The organism is Gracilimonas sp. B-17 (assembly GCF_056857935.1).
Window position 1 is genome coordinate 1,249,841 of record NZ_JBSXOA010000012.1, and the last position, 22,240, is coordinate 1,272,080.

General features: G+C 41.7%; 18 protein-coding genes. 7 read left to right on the top strand and 11 right to left on the bottom strand.

The genetic code is table 11. The features are described from left to right. Window positions 1-111: 111 nt before the first annotated feature. From AC13FX_RS13815 to AC13FX_RS13850, 8 genes are all read right to left on the bottom strand, one after another. Window positions 112-1,428: an amidohydrolase family protein gene (locus AC13FX_RS13815; protein WP_482881427.1), complete on the bottom strand. Its 1,317-nt coding sequence runs from the start codon at window positions 1,426-1,428 to the stop codon at window positions 112-114. A gap of 15 nt (window positions 1,429-1,443) precedes the next feature. After that, window positions 1,444-2,835 (bottom strand): amidohydrolase family protein, encoded by a 1,392-nt coding sequence (locus AC13FX_RS13820; RefSeq protein ID WP_482881428.1) that lies wholly within the window; start codon window positions 2,833-2,835, stop codon window positions 1,444-1,446. A gap of 4 nt (window positions 2,836-2,839) precedes the next feature. Continuing rightward, on the bottom strand, window positions 2,840-4,171 hold the full coding sequence (locus AC13FX_RS13825; protein WP_482881430.1) for an amidohydrolase family protein: 1,332 nt from the start codon (window positions 4,169-4,171) through the stop codon (window positions 2,840-2,842). Window positions 4,172-4,394: 223 nt separating this feature from the next. Continuing rightward, window positions 4,395-4,928 carry a hypothetical protein gene (locus tag AC13FX_RS13830; protein WP_482881432.1) on the bottom strand — a complete coding sequence of 178 codons (534 nt, stop codon included), beginning with the start codon at window positions 4,926-4,928 and terminating at the stop codon, window positions 4,395-4,397. Next, the gene (locus tag AC13FX_RS13835) at window positions 4,925-6,478 is read right to left on the bottom strand and encodes a S1C family serine protease (RefSeq protein WP_482881433.1); all 1,554 of its coding nucleotides are present in this window, start codon (window positions 6,476-6,478) and stop codon (window positions 4,925-4,927) included. The genes AC13FX_RS13830 and AC13FX_RS13835 overlap by 4 nt, the downstream gene beginning before the upstream one ends. A 12-nt stretch (window positions 6,479-6,490) precedes the next feature. Beyond that, entirely contained in the window at window positions 6,491-7,219 is a 729-nt protein-coding gene (recO, locus tag AC13FX_RS13840) for a DNA repair protein RecO (protein WP_482881434.1), read from the bottom strand. Further along, window positions 7,216-7,707: a hypothetical protein gene (locus tag AC13FX_RS13845; RefSeq protein ID WP_482881435.1), complete on the bottom strand. Its 492-nt coding sequence runs from the start codon at window positions 7,705-7,707 to the stop codon at window positions 7,216-7,218. The genes recO and AC13FX_RS13845 overlap by 4 nt, the downstream gene beginning before the upstream one ends. 29 nt (window positions 7,708-7,736) lie before the next feature. Then, window positions 7,737-9,368: an acyl-CoA carboxylase subunit beta gene (locus AC13FX_RS13850; RefSeq protein WP_482881436.1), complete on the bottom strand. Its 1,632-nt coding sequence runs from the start codon at window positions 9,366-9,368 to the stop codon at window positions 7,737-7,739. A 116-nt stretch (window positions 9,369-9,484) separates the two neighbouring features. Between AC13FX_RS13850 and AC13FX_RS13855 the strand changes: the two genes are divergently transcribed. The 5 genes from AC13FX_RS13855 to queG are packed head-to-tail and all read left to right on the top strand — an operon-like array spanning window position 9,485 to window position 14,352. Next, complete coding sequence (locus AC13FX_RS13855) at window positions 9,485-10,858, top strand: GWxTD domain-containing protein (protein WP_482881437.1); 1,374 nt, start codon at window positions 9,485-9,487, stop codon at window positions 10,856-10,858. 41 nt (window positions 10,859-10,899) lie between these two features. Next, window positions 10,900-11,904, top strand: coding sequence for a 4-hydroxythreonine-4-phosphate dehydrogenase PdxA (gene pdxA, locus AC13FX_RS13860; protein ID WP_482881438.1), 1,005 nt, complete (start codon window positions 10,900-10,902; stop codon window positions 11,902-11,904). Then, window positions 11,894-12,676 carry a class I SAM-dependent DNA methyltransferase gene (locus tag AC13FX_RS13865; RefSeq protein WP_482881440.1) on the top strand — a complete coding sequence of 261 codons (783 nt, stop codon included), beginning with the start codon at window positions 11,894-11,896 and terminating at the stop codon, window positions 12,674-12,676. The genes pdxA and AC13FX_RS13865 overlap by 11 nt, the downstream gene beginning before the upstream one ends. Next, on the top strand, window positions 12,658-13,359 hold the full coding sequence (ftsE, locus tag AC13FX_RS13870; RefSeq protein WP_482881442.1) for a cell division ATP-binding protein FtsE: 702 nt from the start codon (window positions 12,658-12,660) through the stop codon (window positions 13,357-13,359). The genes AC13FX_RS13865 and ftsE overlap by 19 nt, the downstream gene beginning before the upstream one ends. 27 nt (window positions 13,360-13,386) lie before the next feature. After that, window positions 13,387-14,352, top strand: a complete 966-nt coding sequence (gene queG, locus AC13FX_RS13875) for a tRNA epoxyqueuosine(34) reductase QueG (RefSeq protein WP_482881444.1) — start codon at window positions 13,387-13,389, stop codon at window positions 14,350-14,352. Here the strand turns inward: queG and AC13FX_RS13880 are convergent. From AC13FX_RS13880 to AC13FX_RS13890, 3 genes are all read right to left on the bottom strand, one after another. After that, window positions 14,340-15,161, bottom strand: a complete 822-nt coding sequence (locus tag AC13FX_RS13880; RefSeq protein ID WP_482881447.1) for a hypothetical protein — start codon at window positions 15,159-15,161, stop codon at window positions 14,340-14,342. The two genes, queG and AC13FX_RS13880, sit on opposite strands and share 13 nt — an antisense overlap. A gap of 224 nt (window positions 15,162-15,385) precedes the next feature. Continuing rightward, window positions 15,386-17,095, bottom strand: a complete 1,710-nt coding sequence (locus AC13FX_RS13885) for an RCC1 domain-containing protein (RefSeq protein ID WP_482881449.1) — start codon at window positions 17,093-17,095, stop codon at window positions 15,386-15,388. 30 nt (window positions 17,096-17,125) lie between these two features. Then, complete coding sequence (locus tag AC13FX_RS13890; RefSeq protein WP_482881450.1) at window positions 17,126-18,859, bottom strand: RCC1 domain-containing protein; 1,734 nt, start codon at window positions 18,857-18,859, stop codon at window positions 17,126-17,128. A gap of 204 nt (window positions 18,860-19,063) precedes the next feature. On the opposite strand from AC13FX_RS13890, the gene AC13FX_RS13895 reads away from it, so the two are divergent. After that, window positions 19,064-19,624, top strand: a complete 561-nt coding sequence (locus AC13FX_RS13895; RefSeq protein ID WP_482881451.1) for a sigma-70 family RNA polymerase sigma factor — start codon at window positions 19,064-19,066, stop codon at window positions 19,622-19,624. Between the two features lie 61 nt (window positions 19,625-19,685). Next, window positions 19,686-22,208 (top strand): tetratricopeptide repeat protein, encoded by a 2,523-nt coding sequence (locus AC13FX_RS13900; RefSeq protein ID WP_482881453.1) that lies wholly within the window; start codon window positions 19,686-19,688, stop codon window positions 22,206-22,208. Window positions 22,209-22,240: the final 32 nt, after the last annotated feature.

The following is a 22,240-nucleotide window of genomic DNA, read 5'->3' on the forward strand; positions in this document are numbered from 1 at the left end:
ACAACTTAGATTTGAATTGAATATCGGGATATTTTCACTGCTTGTGAAATAAAAAACCCTGCTTATTTATAAAGCAGGGTTTAGTTTTAGAACGTACTAAATCATCTCTGATCATTCGTTGACCGCATCCCTGTCAAGGAACTCATCATATAATTGAGAGTGACGGCTTTGCATTGGGATCTTATAGCCTTTAATAAAAACCTGCTCAATTTTTGTCAGTGGTTCAAAGGGATCTCCGTCAGAGATAAACAAGTTTGCCTGTTTACCCTCTTCAAGTGAACCGATCTTATCAGCTACTCCAAAAAGTTCCGCCGGATTAATGGTCACTGCTTTAAGAGCCTCTTCGGTTCCCATACCATAAGTGGCCGCATACCCTGCTTCAAAAGCAGTATTTCTGGAGTTTTCTGTATCATCAGAAACAATAGCCACCTTAACACCGGCATCAGTCATTAGTCCCGGATTTTGGTAAGGTCGCTGGTAGTTATCATAATCACGACTAGGTGTATATAGCGTAGTGGTAAGTACACCCATACCGGCTTCAGCGATCTCATCAGCCACTCTCCACCCTTCGGTAACTCCGGCCAGAATGAAGTTCATTCCTTCATATGCTTTGGCCCATTCAATGGCATCCAGAATTTCCTGTTCACTGTCTGCCGAAATAACAACGGGAACATCTCCACTTAGAACTTCTCGCATAGCTTCCATTCTAGGATCATGGTCCGGTTTGGTCTTTCCGGAAGGATCATCTTCATAGGCTTTCATCATATTATCATAGAAACGTGCTTTAGCCATAAAATCGTTGATCTCATTGATCTGACGATCATATTGTTTTTTGATCTCTTCCTCGGTGCGGTTATCCCACCAGCCTCCACCTGTTGATGATGGAAGATTCATAACGAGTGCGCCACTCTTCTTAACTGCCATCGAATCGGGTGAATATCCCCATAGATTCATAACAGCAGCTTTTCCTGAAATACTACCTGATCTTGGCTTAGCAAGAACAGTAGTGACACCGCTGACCCTGGTCACCGGAATTGAGGCACTATGTGGGTTGAAGGCTGTGAATGCATACATATTAGGGTTGAACTGACCGACTTCGGCATCATCTACCGTTACCGGTACTGCTGAGATCTCAACCAATCCAAGCCCTGACCAACCATCAATAAAACCAGGATATATGTGCTTCCCGGTTGCATCTATGCGCTTATAATCACCTGTTACACGGATATTATTTCCAACATAGGCGATCTCTTCACCTTCTATGAGTATCACACCATTCTCAATGGTACCATTGGTAACTGTGTGGATAGTGGCACCAGTAATGGCAAATTTACCAAACTCCGGTTTTTCCGTAATTTGAGCCTGAGTTGTTGCTGTTAAACCAAACAGCAGAGCAATGGCTACAATAAAAATATTTAGCTTCTTCATGTTCTGTTCTCCTGTTTAGTTTTGAGTGTTATTTTGCATCAATATAAAAGCATCCTGCAGGCACGCATCTTCTTCACGCCGTGTGACGATCTCTCTAAAATTTGCTCCGTCTTCGAAATCAGTACCCGGATCGATATCAATACGCATGTCATCAGGATCGCTGGAACGGTCGAAATATTTTTTACCGTCAACGAAGGTCATTTCTGCCATACTGTAAATACTTAAAGGGTGTCCGCTCCATACAACCACATCACCGTGTTTCCCTTCTTCAATACTTCCTACATGATCATCTATTCCAAGCTGCATAGCCGGATGCAAGGTGATCATTTTGATGGCATCATTCACAGTGGTATTTCCATATCTCACCACTTTGGCTGCTTCGTGATTCAATGTTCTCAGTAGCTGATTGTTGTCACTGTTGATACTGTTGATCACTCCATTTGCATTCAGAATTGAAGCATTGTAAGCCGTTGAATAGTATACCTCAAACTTGTAGGCCCACCAGTCGGAGAATACTGAGGTCATGGCTCCATTTTTAGCCAGTTCCGGTGCTACTTTAAAAGCCTCATTGGCATGCTGAAATGTGTAGTTTTTGATACCGTAATCGTTGAAGACACGCATCAACATCAGGATCTCATCAGCACGGTAAGAGTGACAGTGCACATAGATCTCTCCTTCAATGATATCATTGAGTACTTCATACCTCAAGTTTTCTGCAACAGGCACGGGAGGAGTTCCACGTCCCCTGCGATCATACTCAGCTTTGGCACTCAGGTAAGCCTCACGCTTACGTTTGTAATCCAGGGCTTCATCAAAGTGATTTCTGACTACCTGCTCAACTCCCATTCGTGTTCTGGGTTGAATGCCGTTACCTTGACCGTGTACCCTTGTTGGGTTTTCACCCAATGCAAACTTAATGGTACGCTTGGCACCTTCAAATCGCATCCCATCCTGAGTGGTACCGTATCGTAATTTTAGGGTTTCACCCTGACCACCGATCACATTTGCTGAACCGTGCATAAGATGAATAGTGGTAGCACCGCCGGCAAGGGCATGATAGATACCAACATCATTCGGATCAACGGACTCTTCCATGGTTACTTCTGCAGTAACCGGATTTCTTGCTTCGTTGATATCTACCCCATTCAAATGAGAATGAGCATCAATAATACCGGGCATCACATACTTGCCGGTTGCGTCTACTGTTTCAACTCCTCTTGGAGCCCTCAGGTCTTTCCCAATTTCTTCGATGATCCCATCTCGGATCAATACGTCGGTATTTTCCAGGTCACCGTTTGTCACAGTGATAACAGTGGCATTCTTGATCAGTACAGAACCTTTATCCTGTGCATGGACAGAGACAACAAAGGCAACTGCGATCACACAAAGTGTTATTAATTTCTTCATTGTGTTACTCTCCATTAAATTCGTGAATAATTCCATTCGTAATGTTGTGGTAAACCTTGGCATCGTCTTCAGACATTTGCTTATCAAAAACTGAAAAACTTGCGTTTTTGCCCCTTGCTATGCTCCCGTGAGTTCTGCTTATTCCCAAAATATCAGCTGTGTTTCGTGTCATAAGCTGCACAAGGTTTTGCTCTGTCATTCCACCTTCATCAAGAAGGGTTTTGAGTTTGCCGTTAAGGTCTTTAAGATCCAGGCCGGAAGAGGCATAACCCACATTTACTCCGGCATCCATCAATTTTTTGATATTTGAAACTTCAGCCTTCCAGGCTTCCAGTTGCTTGGCGCGGTATGCTTTTTCTTCCTCTGAGATCTCTTCTTCAGTCACTTCAGTTTCTGAATCCTCAGAATCATCATTTTCTTTCTTGTCTTCTTTATACCAATCAGGAGCATCGGTAAAGTCTACACTAGCCAATACCGGAATATTTCTACGCTTCAACTCTTCTGCTTTAGCATAGGCTTCCTTTCCGGATACGATCACAAGGCCGAAACCAAATTCGTCCTGTAATTTAAGCAGACGCTCAATATTCTCTTTGGAGTCAACTTCAAAGAAAAGTGGCGTTTCTTTATTTATTACCGGAAACAATGCTTCCAGAACCTGATCCCTGTCAGGAGCCGGCATTTCAGGATTTTGAGAATAGTACTTGATATGTTGCTGCAGTGCAGTAGCATCAAACATCACTTGTCTGAATTTAGCCATCACTCCCATGAGTGTGGAAGGATATGCTCCGCTGCTCCAGCCACCGGGTGCAGTATCAAAAGATCCTGCCATACCAATGTTGTCAGAAATCAATTCTACTTTTTCATGATCATCTGAGAGATAGAAAACCTCAACACTTCCAGGAAGCATATGACCATTAGGATACAATGCAGCCGTTGTGAAGCCTGCTTTCATAGCTGCTTCAAAGTTTTTGTCTTCAGTCAGTAAGTCTGAAGGATCTCTTTCAGTTTGAATACCCGCACGATCATAAGGAGGATTACCAGGGTCATCTAACTCCGGAAGATCAGTAGGGAGATCAGGACTTCCCCAGATCGAATATCCATCAATAAATCCTGGATAGACGTGGAGGCTGTCACCTCCATCTATCTCATAGGCATCAAATGGGATGTTCACGTTTGTTCCAACAGCTTCTATCACACCATCCCGCCAAATTATGGTGGCGGATTCCATGGCAGAGCCATCGGCATTATGAATAGTCACGTTCTTAAGCGCATGTGCCGGTGTGGTTTGTGCAACAACTTGCTGCACTCCCAACCCCAAAAATAACAGCGCTGTCATTAGAAAAGTTTTTCTCATAGCAGACGATATAGTTAAAGTTTTGAATCGTAGAAATAACTGCAATAATTTGATAGTAATAAAGGATATGCTATCTAAATTTTGTAAATATTGTAAGCAGTCTGATCCATACAGCTATCAAAGTGTGCAGCGGATCAAATAATTATTGAAAAATAGACAGAAGAACTACTATCTACATTGCCTCATGCTAGAAGCGCATATCCGGTTATTCGAAAACAGACTCTGAACTGAGGATATTCCAGTATTCCGGATTTGCTTCAAAACCGGAATTAAGTACATTTCGTGCATCCGACCTGGAGATCTTAACTGTCACATATCCCCTGAAATATCCATCCTTTTTGATGGCCGTTTTGTTGGTAACTGATCCCTCATCCTGAATAGTCTGACTGGCATTACGCAGCATAATAAGAAACTCCGGCTTACTTACTGTTTCATTCCCACCTTCTAACAAGCTGTTTCGGGTTTCCTCTACGATCTCAGATACACCGCTTTCAAGGTTGACCCTTGCCTGTACTTCTGCATTTTCAATGGCCATAATGGAATCTGAGGCAACCGCTTCCCCATAACCGGTAAATGATGTAGAATCAGTTTGAAAAGCCGTTTTCTGATACCATGAAGGAGTATTTGAAGCAGCTGGATCAGCAGATCGTTTTGTTGTCGTTTCCTGTGTGGCAGAACAACCGAAAATTCCTGTTGAAATTACTGCTGAGATAACAAGTACTTTGATAGTTTGCATCATTGATGTTTTTCTAACCGAACATATCCAGTTGCCCCTTCTTCATTTATAAATTGAAGGGTGACCGATCTGTTTGTATTTAAATTTTGGGTCAGAAGTTCTTCTAATCTTTCGAGATTCTCAACCTTTTTTCCATCTATTTCAGTGATCTGCTGATCTTCTCTCATTCCTCTATTCCAGGCTTCAGAATAACGATAAACCCGATGAACAAATATATCGTGGTTTTCTGGATTTTCGGGATTTGCTATACCAACCAATCTAAAACCAAGATCGAATTCTTTATATTCTATACCCCCATTATTTCCTTCAGGGATCTCATCCGGGACTATACTTTCTTCATTTGCATCGATCTCGGGTACTTCATCCGGTTCCTGCATTTTTAGGGGAACCTCCCTGTCAAATATGTCACCATCTCTTAATATTGTTAGCAGTACATTTTCGCCAGGACTCAAGACAGCAACCTGCTGCTGTAACTCGTTGGCTTCATTTACCTCTACTCCATTTACCCGGAGCACCACATCACCAGATTCCAGCCCAGACTCGGAAGCTGCTCCATCCCTACTAACTGATATGATCTCTACCCCTCTCACGGTTTCCATTCCTTTCTCTATCGCCCGGTTATAATCAACTGCAGCTATGGATACACCTAACAGGGCACGCCTGACCTGTCCATATTCTATAAGATCGCGGGCTACTTTGATCGCCAGGTTACTTGGTACTGCAAATCCATATCCCTGATAATTTCCGGTCTGCGAAGCAATGGCTGTATTGATCCCAACCAACTGTCCACTGGTGTTAACCAAAGCGCCACCACTGTTTCCTTTATTGATAGCCGCGTCAGTTTGAATAAAACTTTCGATCCTCATTCTGTCATTTATGATCTGAACATCCCGGCTTAAGGCGCTTACAATTCCGGCGGTCACCGTAGATCTAAGTCTGAATGGGTTTCCAATTGCAAGTACCCATTCACCTACATCTATCGTATCTGAATCACCAACGGTTACTTTAGGCAGCTCCGAGCCATTGATCTTTATAACCGCAAGGTCAGTACTGGTGTCGTAACCGATAACCTGTGCAGGATATTCTCTTTTATCACTCAGAACGACATTCAATCCGTTTTCAACCGCTCCTTCAATCACATGGTGATTGGTCAGTATATATCCGTCTGATGTAATCAAAACTCCTGAACCAACCGTGCGAGCTCTTTGTGGCATCAGCCGGTCCCAGATACTTTCTTCATCATCAAGGTCTTCTTCCTCAAACTGGTGATTCTCATCATTGGGAATTGTTCCCTGAATAGGGACGATCGCTTCAATATATACAACCGTTGGTGTCACTTCTTCAGCAATCTTTCTGAATAGAAACCGGGCATCTGCATTTTCAAGGGTCTCATCACTGATGAATGGATCCGAGCTGCGATTAATTTCTGTGACACGAACCTCCGATAAAGGAGCAAGTTCTTTGTTGATAGAATATAGCGCTACCAGAGTACCTATGGTCACTCCTATCATCAGTAATAATATCCCGGTAAGGATCAGATCTTTTCTTTTCATAATAAATCAGATTTATAGCATCTGCTCAAAGATGGAATCAGACTTTCGCTCCTGATAACCTTCAATATGATATTTAAAATATACATCAAGATGATGAACAAGTTGTTTCAATTCACCGTTGCCGAAATGAACCTCAAATATTTTGCTGTTTCTGCCGGCCATAGCCAAAACCATGAATTGAGTTTGAGCAACTGTTAGTTTATAAGATAATTCATCTTCAGAATGTTCCGAAAGGTTTCCACTCGAGATATTTAAATAAGCATTATCAGGAATGTTTTCCATGTTACTAACCAAACCAAATCCAATGATATCCGCTAACCTGATCTGAACGTACGCAAAAAGGCATGGATATGTTTCCTTAGAGTTACCAAGCCATTTTATAAATGTCATAACAAAATCAAAGACCGGTTCATTTACCTCATGCTCATGTACGATCTGTGTTATTAACTCTAATGTAGCATATAAAATTGCAGTCTTTTCCAGGTTGGTTCTGAAGCTATGGTCAGAATAGTAAATGGAAGCCTCAGATAAAGTTTGAACTCCCCTTGACTGTTTATAATAATAAACGACATCAAGTACCGCTCCCGTCTCTAGGATTCCTGAGAGTTTACTCTTGGGCTTTTTTGCCCCTTTAGCAATGAGAGCTATTTTTCCATGTTGTTCAGAAAGAACCGTGAGGATCTTACTTGATTCCTGAAAATCGATGACTTTTAAAACTATTACTTTCGTGTGTACGATCATGATTCAATGAACTCAATCCTGAACCTAAAGTAAATATCCATTCTCTCTTTCAGAACCTCAAAAATCTCATAAATGTCATCCAATTCTTCATTATCTGCTCTTACCATGCGGATGTAACCGTTTTGAGTGATAATATCCAAGGTAAACCATTCGGTCTGCTCCATGCCTTTTCCAAATAATGCTTTCCCACTATCATAATTTGATAATAATATTTCATCTATCTCACCGTAGCCTACTGTTTGGATCCTGAGCCTGAAATAACCAAAGAACTTATAATATTTGGTAATTGTGTAAGTATCAGAATCGAACTCAAATTCGTACCGGGAAAATATCTTCTGTAGCACCGCAAATGCGAATATGAAAAAGAAGAGTGCAAATACAAACCCAAGGATGAAACTCGAAAAAAATAAAAGAAAGTCGATCAGTGTGAAACTGGATTCGACTCCCAGAAATACAATATTTCGGTCTTTATATAGGTCGTAATTCAAAGAATGGGGTTTCTCTTGGTCACTTTGCTTTAGGTTTGGATCACACCGGTTTTGAATTCCTCGATCTCAGGATTCAAATTCGCGCAGCTGATCGCTTTAGATATTCGATCTCTCGTTTCAAGTGGATTGATGATCCCATCCACCCAAAGCCTTGAAGCTGCATATCTGACATCCGTCTGATGATCATATCTGTCACTGATCTTTTTCATGATCTTTTCCTGCTCTTCCTCACTCACTTCTTTGCCTTTTTTCTTCATAGCAGCCACCTGTATCTGCATCAGTGTTTTGGATGCTGAGGCCCCACTCATAACAGCGATCTTTGCCGTGGGCCAGGCATACATGAAGCGTGGATCATACGCCCGGCCACACATCGCATAATTGCCTGCTCCATAGCTGTTACCCACAACGATCGTGATCTTTGGCACCGTGCTGTTACTCATTGCATTGACCATTTTGGCCCCATCTTTTATGATACCACCATGCTCACTGCGTTTACCGATCATAAATCCACTTACATCCTGAAAGAATATCAATGGGATCTTTTTCTGGTTACAATTCATAATGAACCGGGCAGCTTTATCAGCACTGTCAGAATAGATCACTCCCCCGATCTGCATTTCGCCTTGTTTGGTTCGGTTTATATTACGCTGATTGGCAACAATTCCAACACTCCACCCATCGATACGGGCATAGCCTGTAATAAGAGTTTGTCCATACCCTTTTTTAAATTCAGTAAAACTACCTTCATCAATAACGCAGTCGAGAAGATCATAGGTATCGTAAGGACTGGTTCTTGATTCCGGCAAAATATCAAAGATATCACTTGAAGGTCTTTCTGGGTCCTTGGGTTCTTTCCTGTTGAATCCGGCTGTTTCAAATGGCCCAAGTTTATCTACAAGATCTCTGATCGTGGCCAAACACTCTTCATCATCTTCCATTTTATAATCAGTGACCCCCGAGATCTCAGTATGAGTAGTTGCTCCACCCAAAGTTTCGTTATCCACATCCTCACCAATGGCTGCCTTCACCAGGTAGCTTCCTGCCAGGAATACACTACCGGTTCCATCAACGATCAGAGCTTCGTCACTCATAATTGGTAAATAAGCACCACCTGCTACACAGCTCCCCATGATGGCCGCGATCTGTGGAATTCCCTTGGCTGAGATCACAGCGTTGTTCCTGAACATGCGTCCAAAATGATCTTTGTCCGGAAAGATCTCATCCTGCATTGGAAGAAATACACCGGCCGAGTCAACCAGGTAGATCAGTGGAATATGATTTTCTATGGCTATTTCCTGCGCTCTCAAATTCTTCTTAGCTGTGATAGGGAACCAAGCTCCGGCTTTTACCGTGGCATCATTCGCCACGATCATACATTGACGGCCACTGACCTCACCGATACCTGTGATCACTCCACCGGCCGGGCAACCGCCCTGCTCTTCATACATCTCATATCCGGCCCATAAACCCAGTTCATAAAACTCAGAGTCTTCATCGGTAAGAAGCTCAATACGCTCCCTGGCAGTCAGTTTGCCCTTGCCATGCTCTTTATCGATGCGTTTTTGCCCGCCTCCAAGTTTGATCTGGCCTTCAATTTCTCCAAATTCTTCGATTAGTTGACTAAGCCAGTTCTTGGTAGCGCTTCCGGTTGATGTACTCATAAACAGCTGAAATTTACTTTTATAATGATTAATGAAATGGTGCGTTGAAAATAGGGATTATATTTAATCAGTAAACCCCGATATTCAATAAATTCATTCAAAAAACCTTTTAAAGTATGTATAAGTTTTTGGCAGTTCTGTTGATCTCACTAGGGATCACACATTCAGCGTTTTCACAAAGGGTATCCTATCCACAATTGTTAAGTCGTTCTGAGATGCCTCAGATATTTATTAATGATATTATCATTCCAAATAGCGACAGCTCTTCCACCCTTGTGTTTTCTTTTCGTTTCAATAACGATTTCATCCCTTTCAGAAAACTTCAGGCCTCAGAGTTGGATCAAGTACCATCAAACGCTGAATTTTATTCAACCCTAAGGTTCAGTGCCGAGGTATTCGAGGGAAAGATCCGGCGAAGAAACGACCCGGGGACGAATACAGCTGCCAGGGATACATGGACTGATACTTTATATGCAGCCAATTTTGAAGATACCCAAACCAATACAAAGTATGCATCGGGAGCTCTTACTGCGAATCTTGCTCCGGGCACCTACAACTATGTTCTCCAATTATCCATGCTTCAAGAAGTGAATGAGCGAAGCACACAACGCAGGGAAATAAAAATTCCCGCACTCAAAGAAAAAAACAAAGGTGAGATCTACCTGATCAATTCTGTAGATGAAACTTCAAATGGCACAAGTTATACACTGATGAATCTGGATGATAACATCATCTTTGGCAAGGATTTTACTGCTTTGATCCGCATACCGGATTACAAAGAAAACAACACATACAAAGCTGTGATTAATAGATCAGCCGAAAATGGATCAGATAAAAATAAATCAGAACCGGTTTACAATTCTGAAATTTCCAATGATTCTTTCATTAGAAATGCTTCTTTAAGTGTCAAAAAGCAATCTGAACCGGCACTCCATTTCACCAATATGGGCAATTTTACCTATGCCGTTATCAGTGTGCCTTCGAGTAAATTTGATAATTCCAGTTATACACTCACCATTAAAGATTCTATGACTGACAGTACGGTTGCTGAAAGGAACTTCCATACGTACTGGCGGGATATGCCGGCAAGCTTGTATAATTTGAATATTGCAATTGATATGATGAAATTTATTGTATCAAATGAAGAAATAGATAGGATCAAGCAGGGCTCTGATAAAGAGAAGGAAAGAAAGTTCCGTGCATTCTGGGATCAAAGAGACCCTACCCCTAATACTGTTTATAATGAGTTAATGGCAGAATACTATCGAAGGATAGATTATGCGTATAAGGAATTTGGAAGCCAACAGGAACCTATGGGCCATGAGAGTGACCGTGGCGAGATCTATATAAAATTCGGTCCTCCAAATTCAACGGAACGTGTCTTCCCACCCGGTGGAAAAACACGTGAGATCTGGAAATACCCCAATCAATCATTTGTGTTTGAGGCGGTTTCAGGGTTTGGTGATTTTAAACTGATCGGAAAGCAGTAAGGTTATGGATTACAAGCTTTAAATTGTAATTTCAGGTACTTATGCAGACTAAACCAATAATTTCAATTTCTATAGGGGATTTCAACGGGATCGGGCCGGAGATCATACTGAAAGCTCTTTCTGCTCAGAATCTGCAAGGGTCTACCCCCCTCATTCTTGGTCCTGTCGAGGTCATCGAGTATTATTCAGAACTGTTAAAACTGGATATTGACCTCAACATAGTAAAAGATACTAATGAGGTCAGAAACGGCGAGATCAACCTCTTACCTATTGAAGAAAATGATATCAAAATAACACCCGGTACATTATCTAAAGACAGCGGCAAAGTTGCCATGAAAGCAATTGAAACCGGTATAAAGCTATGTATGAGTCAAAAGTCTGATGCGTTGGTGACCGCTCCTATATCAAAAGAATCGGTGAACCTGGCCGGGTATGATATCCCTGGGCATACAGAGTTTCTGGCTTCCTCAACCAACACAGATGCTGTACTCATGATGCTGGTCAGCGGTTCTTTGAGAGTAGCCCTGGTTACAGGTCACATTCCTGTGAAGGATGTTTCAAAAACGATATCCCCATCCCTGATAAAAAGAAAAACCAAATTACTTGCTGATAGCCTGATCAATGATTTTGGTATTAAAGAACCAAAGATCGCTGTATTTGGGCTGAATCCTCATGCAGGAGACGGAGGAGTGATAGGTATGGAAGAAATTGATACGATCATCCCTACCCTTCAAGAAATAAATGATACGACCGGCAATATTCACGTATCTGGGCCTTACCCGGCTGATGGCTTCTTTGGCCAAAAATTGCATGAAGAATATGATGGAATACTGGCGATGTATCACGATCAGGGACTTGCCCCTTTCAAGCTCCTGTCATTCGGTAAAGGTGTTAATTTCACCGCCGGTTTACCGATCATAAGAACCTCACCCGATCATGGTACAGCCTTTAATATTGCCGGAAAGGGCATTGCAAATCCATCCTCATTTAAACAGGCATATAAACTTGCTGTAGAACTTTCAAATAAGAAACTGCGTGAAAACTGATACGACTCCAATTTATACAGCACTGGCTGAATTGTATGATACTCTGATGGATGATGTAGATTACGAGATGTGGGCTGATTTTATAGACGAAGTCATACAAACACATCACCCCAATCCTATCGATGTATTGGAACTTGCTTGTGGAACCGGGGCTATCTCTCTTTGTCTGGCCCGGTTTGATGAATATAATTTAACGGGCACCGATCTTTCACCTGCCATGGTTGAAAAGGCACGTCAAAAAGCGGCTGAGCAGGAACTCAATGTACAGTTTCAAAGTATGGATTTTATGGATATTGATATTAACCGGAAATTCGATATCATTTTCTCAGTTTTTGACAGCGTAAATTATTTACATGATGAAACCGAGATCCTGAAAATGCTACGGGGATGCTATAAGATCCTGAACCCCAACGGACTTTTGATCTTTGATTTCTCAACCCCCCAAAATTCACTTGAAGCCGTAGATTATCTGAATAATGAAGAAGGCAGTTACGGTTCATACCGTTATTTCAGGAAAAGTAAGTATGATCCACATAGTAAATTTCACTACAACATTTTTGATATTGATCTAATGGACCGTGACGGTAAAACCGTTTTGGAAAGTTTTCATGAAGTTCATGAACAACGTGTATATTCACTTGATCAAATGTTGTCAATTTTAGATCAAACGCCCTATCATCGGGTTGCCAAATACGAAGATTTTGATTTGGTTGATGCAGACGAAAACAGCGCACGCGTAACAATGGTTCTTAAATGTCAGAAACAGCAGTAATTGAACTTAAAAATGTGACCCTGAACTTTGACAAGAACAGGGTTTTGGACGATGTTAACTTCAAACTCCATAATGGTGAATTCGCCTATCTTATTGGGCCGACAGGTATCGGAAAAAGCACTTTTTTAAAACTTCTATACAGAGATGTTGTCCCCGATGCGGGCACCGTTCGGGTGACTGAATATCCGGTAAATAAGATCAGTGAGCGGGAAGTTCCGATGCTTCGCCGAAGGCTTGGTATTGTTTTTCAGGATTTTCAGTTACTTAAAGACCGCAATGTGTTTGATAATGTTGCCTTTTCTCTTCAGGTAACGGGGGAAAAACCAAAATTCATCAAAGAACGGGTGCTTGAGGTTCTGACGATGGTTGGACTTAGTCACAGAAGGAAACATCTCCCTAGAGATCTTTCCGGAGGTGAACAACAACGTGTGGTGATTGCGCGTGCACTGGCAAATGAGCCTCGTATATTATTAGCGGATGAACCAACCGGTAACCTCGACCCCAAGGCTACAAAAGAGATCATGGAGCTCCTCAGAACTATCAACAACCGAGGCATGGCTGTACTAATGATCACCCACGATTATGCCGTGGTCAAAAAGTATAAGGCAAGAACCGTACGTATGGTTAATGGTAAAACACAGGATCTTGTATGGAAAGGCGATAAACTGGTTCCAGTCAAATAATTATAATCCCCTTCAGACCTAATTTAAATGATGGTCGATCAGCAACAATTGACGGAGCAGATCAGAGCTTATGCTTTGGAACTGGGTTTCGATGCCTGTGGTTTTGCCAGGGCTCAACATCTGCCACATGAGGAACGACGTCTTTCTGAGTGGTTGAACCAGGATCGAAACGGCACCATGACATGGATGGAGAACCACTTTGAGAAACGCGTGGATCCCACTCTTCTTGTTCCCGGCTCAAAGACGGTTGTTTCAGTTCTGGCCAGTTACTGGCATCCATCCCATGCCCGCCAGATAGGTGATACCAACCATCCACTAATCTCCAAATATGCTCAGGGGCGTGATTATCACAAGGTCTTGAAAAAAAATCTGAAAAAGCTGTTTCATTTTACGAAAGAAAAATTTGGTGGATTGGAAGGCCGAATTTTTACCGATTCAGCCCCGGTGCTTGATAAAGTTTGGGCACAGCGGGCAGGCTTAGGATGGATCGGTAAGAACTCCAATTTATTGAATAAAGATATTGGTTCATTTTTCTTTATCGGGGAGATGATCATTGATGCTGAATTGAGCCCGGATACACCTCAAACAGACCATTGTGGGACCTGCACGCGCTGCATTGATGCTTGCCCTACGGATGCCATATATGAACCATACCGTGTGGATGCCACAAAATGTATCTCCTATCTAACCATCGAGCTCAAAGAAGAAATTGATGAATCTGATCAGGAGGGGATCCAAAACTGGCTTTATGGGTGTGATATTTGTCAGGATGTATGCCCATGGAACGGCAAAGCAACACTAGCCTCTTTCACTGACCTTCACCCCAGAGACTACGTAGTCGATAATGATCTTAATTTCTGGCAAAACCTGACTCAAGAACAATACGATTCCATTTTCGAGGGCAGCGCCATTCGTCGGGCCAAATTTGACAAGTTCAGCCACAATGTATCCGTGGTTTCAGAAAACCTGAGTGTTTCCGATCACAGAAACTGATAGTCCTCAATTCTGATCTTTCGGTCTACCTTATCAATGGAGAGCCCTTCCATTATGAATGTATCCCCACTTTCCTTTTCAGTGACCTCCATATAAAGAACTGAGGCATTCTGCATATCCTTTGGATAATCGTAATCCGGGGTTTTTTCATTATTGTTGAACGATGGAAACATGCCGGAAAAGCTCATATTGATCTCATCAGTATAGTACATAATGACCGTTGATTCGTCCGTTTCGATCTGTTTACCCTCTGCTTCATATCCTAAAATTGTTTTTGAAGGAAGATCCGTAATAATCATGTCTTCATTTTCCATGTCTGAATCATCCTCAGAGCTCATTTCATCCGGAAAGGAATACGTTAATGCCATCTTGTTTTTTTCTTGCTCTATAAAAGAAATGGTGCTTTTAATATCCCCATCCATTACCATGAACATTCCCTCAGCTTCAGGCATCTCATACCCAATATAATTACCATTTGAGGTCATATAATAATCAAGATACATCTCATCACTCATCCCGGCATTTGTGATCTTCATCTTGAACTTCCAATCAAAAGAATAACTTTCAGGAAGGTTTTCGGGCTTCTCTGACCTGATGCTATTTCCATAGGGATTGTTCGGTGATCTTAGTTGAACATCCATCTTTTCCACTATAGCATTAGCTATTCTTTCAGATATCTTATCAGACACCCTGTCCTCTACCTTGGATTTCGTTTTATCCTTGATCTTTTTCCAGATCTGAGCCTCAGCTTGAGTTGCTCCAAACAAACCTGTGATAAGTACTATAACTATTGTTTTGATTGCTTTCATAACCCTCTTTTTTAATTGTATTGCTATTTATGCTACCTACCCTACTTATATAACTGCGTAGAATTTAGCTAAAACAGGTCATTTATTAAAAAAAGAGTATGCTGTGTACTTTACACACTCTTTTTGGATTCAGGTTTTAGTTTCTAAAAGCGTATTATTGCGCGACATTATCTCCCTATTAAAGGTGACCTAAGCCCTTTTTAAAGTGAGTCATTTTATTCATCTCAATCCCGATTGAAAACTACTTCTTGAATATCAGATCTGACTGACCTCATCGAACCATCACCTAACTGCCCAGTATCATTCCTTCCCCAGGCAAATGGTATTGCTCCATTTTTTGACAGTGCTAATGAATGATTTTTATTGGCGTTTAGTGCATAGAAACCAATTTCTGAAGGGGTTTCTAATAACGTAGGTTGAGAAACCGTAGCTGACGTAAACCCTGGACCTAAACTACCGGAACCGGCAGACCCCCAACCCCAAAGTTCATCAGTACTCGCAATTGCTAAGTTGTGAAAATTACCTGCATCAATAGATTCTATCATCAACCCAACAGGCAGGTCAGCTTGTACAGGGGTTGCACTCGAGTTGAGCATACTGCCTCCAAGTTGACCGATTTCATTGCTTCCCCATGTCCAAACGTCACCGGTTGTGGTCAAACCCAAAGAATGATCCTCACCACCTGATATTTCTTTGAATTCAACTCCGGTTGGCATTTCGATCAGGGTAGGTTCAAGTCTGTTTGTTGTGGTTCCATCACCTAACTTACCATCTCTGTTGTTACCCCAGGCCCATACCTGACCGACTTCATCAAGTGCCAAAGAATGAAACAGACCGGCATCCAAATCTGTGAAAACAGTATTTTCAGGTTGCAAGACCAATAATGGTGTCAGACTATTCGTTTCAGTTCCGTCACCCAATCTACCTGAACTGTTTAACCCCCATGCCCAGGCCTGCCCATTTTCATCCAGAGCAAGTGTATGAGCAATACCAGTACTTATTTTAGTGATTGTAATTCCTTGAGGCAGTGCAGCCTGAACGGGTACATTTTGGCCGGTTGTAGAACCGTCCCCGAGCTCTCCTGCAGAGTTATCACCCCAGCCCCATACCTGTCCAGATTCATCGATCGCTAGCGTATGGTATCTGTTAGCGGTTACAGAAGAGAATTTAACACCGTCAGGAACGTCTACGGCTACAGGATATGGACTGTCTGTAAACGAATTATTCCCTAATTGCCCAAATTCATTATCACCCCAACAATAGGCGTTGCCTTCCAAAGTAATAGCACAACTATGAAATTCGCCCGTTGCCACAGACTTTATTCGAAGAATATAGAAATCATTATAGATCTGTGAGGAGGTATTATTGACCATAACTTCTACATCAATGAGGCCTGTATCTCCCTCCGGATTAACCACTTTAGCTACTATCAAGGAATCACTGAACTGAACTACGTTAGCTGTAATATTGGAGATGATCACCGACACTTCGGTGGAATCTACTCCAAAATTATTCCCCCTGATGGTGATCTCCTCCCCAACAAAAGCTGTGTCGGGAGTAATAGATGAGATTTGTGGAGTGGGTTCTTCAACGGTAAACGAAGGACCATCGATCGTGGTACCGCGAACTGTTACAGACACTACTCCTGATGTTGCTCCTTCAGGTACTGTAGTTTCTATACTGGTTAACGTGGCGGATAATATATCAGACTCCGTCCCATTGAATGTAACTGACAACTCTGATGATTCACTGCTCAGATCTGTTCCTGAGATCGTTACATTGGCTCCAACTGGTCCACTTTGAGGTGAAATACCCGTAATTTGGGGATCAAGGTCATTGCCTGTTGGAACCGGATCACTGCTCTTATTACAGCCCGTCCCAAGAATGGAAACCATTATGATGATTATTGTAAATAAATATATCGAATGTCTCATAGTTCTGTTTTTGAGTTCTTAGTATAAATTCTATTCTGCGGTAAAGTTTATTTTTACAGGTAAATAACGATCCGTTCTGGTACTGTCTCCGATCTGTCCGTCATTATTGAATCCCCATCCCCAAATTTCATCATTTCCACTGATCGCCATGGAATAATCCAATCCTGCACTGATCATTTGAAATTGTTCTCCGGATGGCACCTGTACCATAACAGGGGTCGTTTCATCTGCATCAAAGTTTCCATTGCCTATGGCTCCAAAATTATTATTTCCCCAAGCCCAGACCGACCCGTCTGAAGCAATAGCCAGGTTATGTCGCCTTCCGGCTGAGAATGATTCAACAGTTATATTTGACGGCAGATCTACGGGCATCAGTTTAGAACTGTGATCTGTTGTACCGTTACCTAATTGACCATCCCCATTGAAGCCCCATGCCCATAGTTTACCACTGGTGTCGAGGCCTAAGTTATAAGTATCACCAACACTTAATTCAGTCAATGTCACACCACCTGGGAGGATACCTTTCACAGGAACCAGCTTATCTTCAGTAGTGCCGTCTCCGAGCCTTCCATTGCCATTAAATCCCCAACTCCAGTATTCGCCTGATGCCGTCAAGGCCATAGTTCTGCCACCTGCTGCATATACATCGGTGAAGGTCACACCTTCAGGCATTAGAACCTTGACCGGAGTCAAACGATCGGTAGTTGTACTGTCCCCCAACTGTCCACTTCCATTATGTCCCCAGGTCCAAACTTCTCCATTCTGGTCAAGGGCTACTGTATGCCTTCTCCCAGCTTCTACTTTTGTAAAAGTTAATGCTTCAGGGAATACCACCTGTTTCATGAATGGAGAGTATTGAGTTGTACCATCCCCAAGCTGGCCGTCAAAATTAGCTCCCCATACCCAAATATTTCCAGTCAGGTCAATTGCAGCCGTATGATTAAGACCCACACTGATCTGTTGAAATTTTGATCCAAACAACATTCGAACTGCCTGTGGCTCATCTCTTTTGCCACTGGTTACACCGGTACCCAGTTGTCCTTCTGTATTATTACCCCAGCAATATGCATCAGACTCCTCATCCAGGGCACAAGTATGATATCCTCCTGCATCAATTGTCTGTGGAATCAGTGCCGCTTGCTCTACAATAATATCAAACCCGGTATAAGTTGCCGTAATGCTGTTGACCGTAACGGTAATATCAATGGTGCCACCAGACACCCCTTCAGGTATTGAGGTTTCTATAGAAGTATCAGAAATTGAACTTACAGTAGCGGGAATATTATCAAACTCAACAGTAACCGATGAAGGTGAGGTGCCAAAGTCTTCACCACTTATTACTACCTGATCACCGACTTTGCCACTATCCGGTTCAACAGAAGAAATTCCGGGAGCATCGGGCAGGACTTCAAATGAAGGCCCGGTCACTGTTACATTCCTTACCGTAATCGAAATTGGTCCGGTTGTTGCATTTTCAGGAACCCTTGTTTCAATACTACTCAATGTCGCAGAAACAACTTCAGATATCGTACCGTTGAATTCCACTGAGATATCATCTGTATCCGTACTGAAATCAGTACCACTGATTATCACCTGCGTCCCAACTGCCCCTTGTTCAGGGTTTATCCCTGTAATTTGTGGTTCCAGCTCTTCCTCTCCACCTCCTGACCCTGTCCCACTGTTCTGACAAGCGTACATAAAAAGAGATAAGATCAAAATAATGAGCCACTGTATTCGACCATGTAATAGTTTTGATTTGTTCATATCTGACACCCTTATTTATAAAATAATTGAATTGATAGTCTGCCCCGTACATAGGATAAAGCGGGCTTCAATTACTAAGGCGAGATATAATTCAAACAGGGGTCATATTATTTTCACGTTCCCTATAAATGACTGTTATTAGGATTATTTAGTTTTTTTTATAAGATTAGGTCTTGATATCAATGGGTTTGTACAAATATTAGGATGAGCGATAAAAACAATATTACTGCACTTCTGATCGAGGCCGGTAAAGACAACCCAGAGGCATATGATCGATTAATGCCTCATGTTTATGATGTATTAAAAGACATTGCATGCCGTCAATTATCGAATGAGTACAAAAAAAATACCTACTCTAAAACAGACCTCGTACACGAAGCTTACCTGAAACTGATTAACTACGATGAGATCTCCTGGGAAAGCAGGGCTCACTTTTATGCCATTGCCTCTACCTGCATGAGGCAAATTTTGATAGACCATGCACGTAAAAAAATGGCTGAGAAGCGTGGGGGATCCGAACGTGATCTGACTTATGTTGATGCATTTATGCGTCAAAAGGAACAAGCAAAGAATTTGATAGATATTGATGCTGCTTTAGAAAAGCTGGCCACTTTTGATGAAAGGATGGCCAAAGTTGTGGAGTACCGCTATTTCGGGGAAATGAGCGTTGAAAATACCGCGGAGGTGCTGGGAGTTTCACCCAGTACAGTTAAACGAGAATGGTCCAAAGCTCGGGGTTGGCTGCATAAAGAACTGAAAGAATAAATATGAGCTCTTTCTTATAAACTTTACGCCTTTCGGAATAAAAACCTGCTAATACATTACTATGGATAAAAAACGATGGGAAACAATTCACCAGATAATTGATACTCTTCTCACCTTACCGGAAGACAAAAAAGATGATTATTTAAAAACCACCTGTGGAGACGATGAGGACCTGATCAGGGAGGTCCGGGAATACCTGGACCATATCTATGAATCTGAAAAAAGTGGTTTTTTATCTGACATGGCTGGGGAAAACTCTGACCTGGTCAATGATCTATCCAGGCAACAAAAGGAAACTGAAACAGACGGCACCCATTCACTAATTGGGAAAAAAGTTGGTAATTATCAGATCTCAAAGCTTATTGATGAAGGCGGCATGGGTCAGGTATATTTGGGAGAACGCGTGGATGGTGAGTTCGATCAAAAGGTGGCTATCAAGTTCCTGAATCAGAGAAGCATGTCAAAAGACATCAGGTTAAGGTTTAGTCAGGAGAAAAAGATTCTGGGTAACCTGAAACATCCGAATATTGCCCTGCTTTTAGATGGTGGTGTTCTGGATAATGGATCTCCCTACCTCATCATGGAATATATCGATGGGACACCTATCGACGAATATTGTAACAAGAATAAGCTGAATATAAATGAGCGTCTTATTCTTTTTAAGGAAGTTCTGAAAGCGATCGATTTTGCCCATTCAAATTTAGTGGTCCATCGGGATCTTAAACCCTCAAACATCTTAATAAATAAGAACGGAAGGGTTAAGATACTTGATTTTGGTATAGCTAAACTAATGCAGGATGATTCTGCTTCTGACATAAAATTAACAAAACAGGGGCAACGCCTGTGGACTCCCCAATATGCAGCACCTGAACAGATTCTTGAAAAACCGCCTCTTATACAGACAGATATCTACGCCCTGGGTACCTTGCTGCATCTTTTATTAACTAATGACACGCCATTTGACCTATCAGATAAGAGTATTCATGAAGTAGAAAAGGTCATATTGAATGAAACTCCGAAATCACTTACGGCATCACTTTCAGAGGTCACTGAAAAAGAAATTCAAGGTCACTTTAGTATCTCGAAAAAATCTTTGATGAAGACCTTAAAAAGAGACCTGGAAGCCATCGTTTCAAAAACAATGAGGAAGGAACCTGAAGAGCGGTATCATAGTGCACAAGCCTTCCTAAATGACATAGAAAACTATGAGTCTGACTACCCTGTACTCGCCACTAAGGGAAACAGAAAATATCGACTGAAAAAATATATCAAGCGTAATAAGAAATACCTGACCCCCACCCTTGCTATGCTTATTGTTATAACCGGTTTAGTAGCTTTCTATACCTATCAGTTATCAATAAATGAACAGAAAGCACAGTTGGAATCTCAAAAAGCCACTCAAATATCCAGTTTTCTAACCGGACTGTTTTCACAGAATTACCCGGAGATATCACAAGGTGAAGAAATTAGTGCAAGGCAGCTTCTGGATGAAGGACATAAACAGGTTTCAAACCTGAACAATCAGAAAGATGTACAAATTTCGATGCTTAATTTATTCGCAAATATATATCATAGTCTGGAAGTTCTTGATATCTCAGATAGCCTGGCTCATGAAGCTATAAGGATCAATGAAGAACTTGATGATCAGGATGAAATTGAGTTAGCCAGTTCAAATTTCATATTGGCTTTGGTTAATCGTGATAATGGAAATTATGATGAATCATTAAAACACTTTCGACGGTCATTAGAGTTACAGCCACTGACCGGAACAAAGGCCGATACAAGCTACGCAGCCAGACTAAGTGCTATGGCATACGTTCTAAGGGTCAATGATCAATTGGAGGAAGCTGTAGAAGCAAATAATGAGGCCATTGAAGTACAAAAAAGGTTATATGGCGAGTCGGATATCCGATTAGCTGAGACCTATTATATTCAAGCTTCCATCCTTAGAACTTTAGATAAGTATGAAGAAGCACTCGACTATCAAATGATGTCCTACAATATGGTAGACAAGCTTATAGACGGTCCTCATCCCGGTTTGGCCGCTAATTTATCTAATCTTGCCCTGCTCTACTCACAAACTGGTGATCTGATCAAATCGGAGGAGTATAACCGGCAGGCTTTGGAAATGACCAAGGAACTTTATGGGGAATCACATTCTGCTGTAATTACATCTACCAGAAATCTTGGAGCTGTACTAGAAGATCAGGGTAAATACGATGAAGCATTAAAGCTTTTCAACCAGGCCCTTGATCTCACCATAAATAACTTTGGTGAGAATCATATCAATACTGCTTTTTCCTATCGTAATCTTGGAAATCTTTATGTGGGAATGAGCAGGTTTAAAGAAGCTGAAGAAGTGTTATTTAACGCCCTAGATATCCAAAAAGAAAAAGTAGGCGAAAAACATTTATATAATGCAGTGGTTTACAAGATCCTGGGGAATCTGGAACTTAGAAGGAATAATACTGAAACAGCTCGCAAGTACTACAACCAAAGCCTTGACATTAGAATTGAAATATTAGGCAGCGATCATTCTGAGGTAAAAGAAATTCATAAAATTTTGGATCAGATGAATTCCTGAATTAAAAAAACCGACCCTGGACTAGTCGGCTT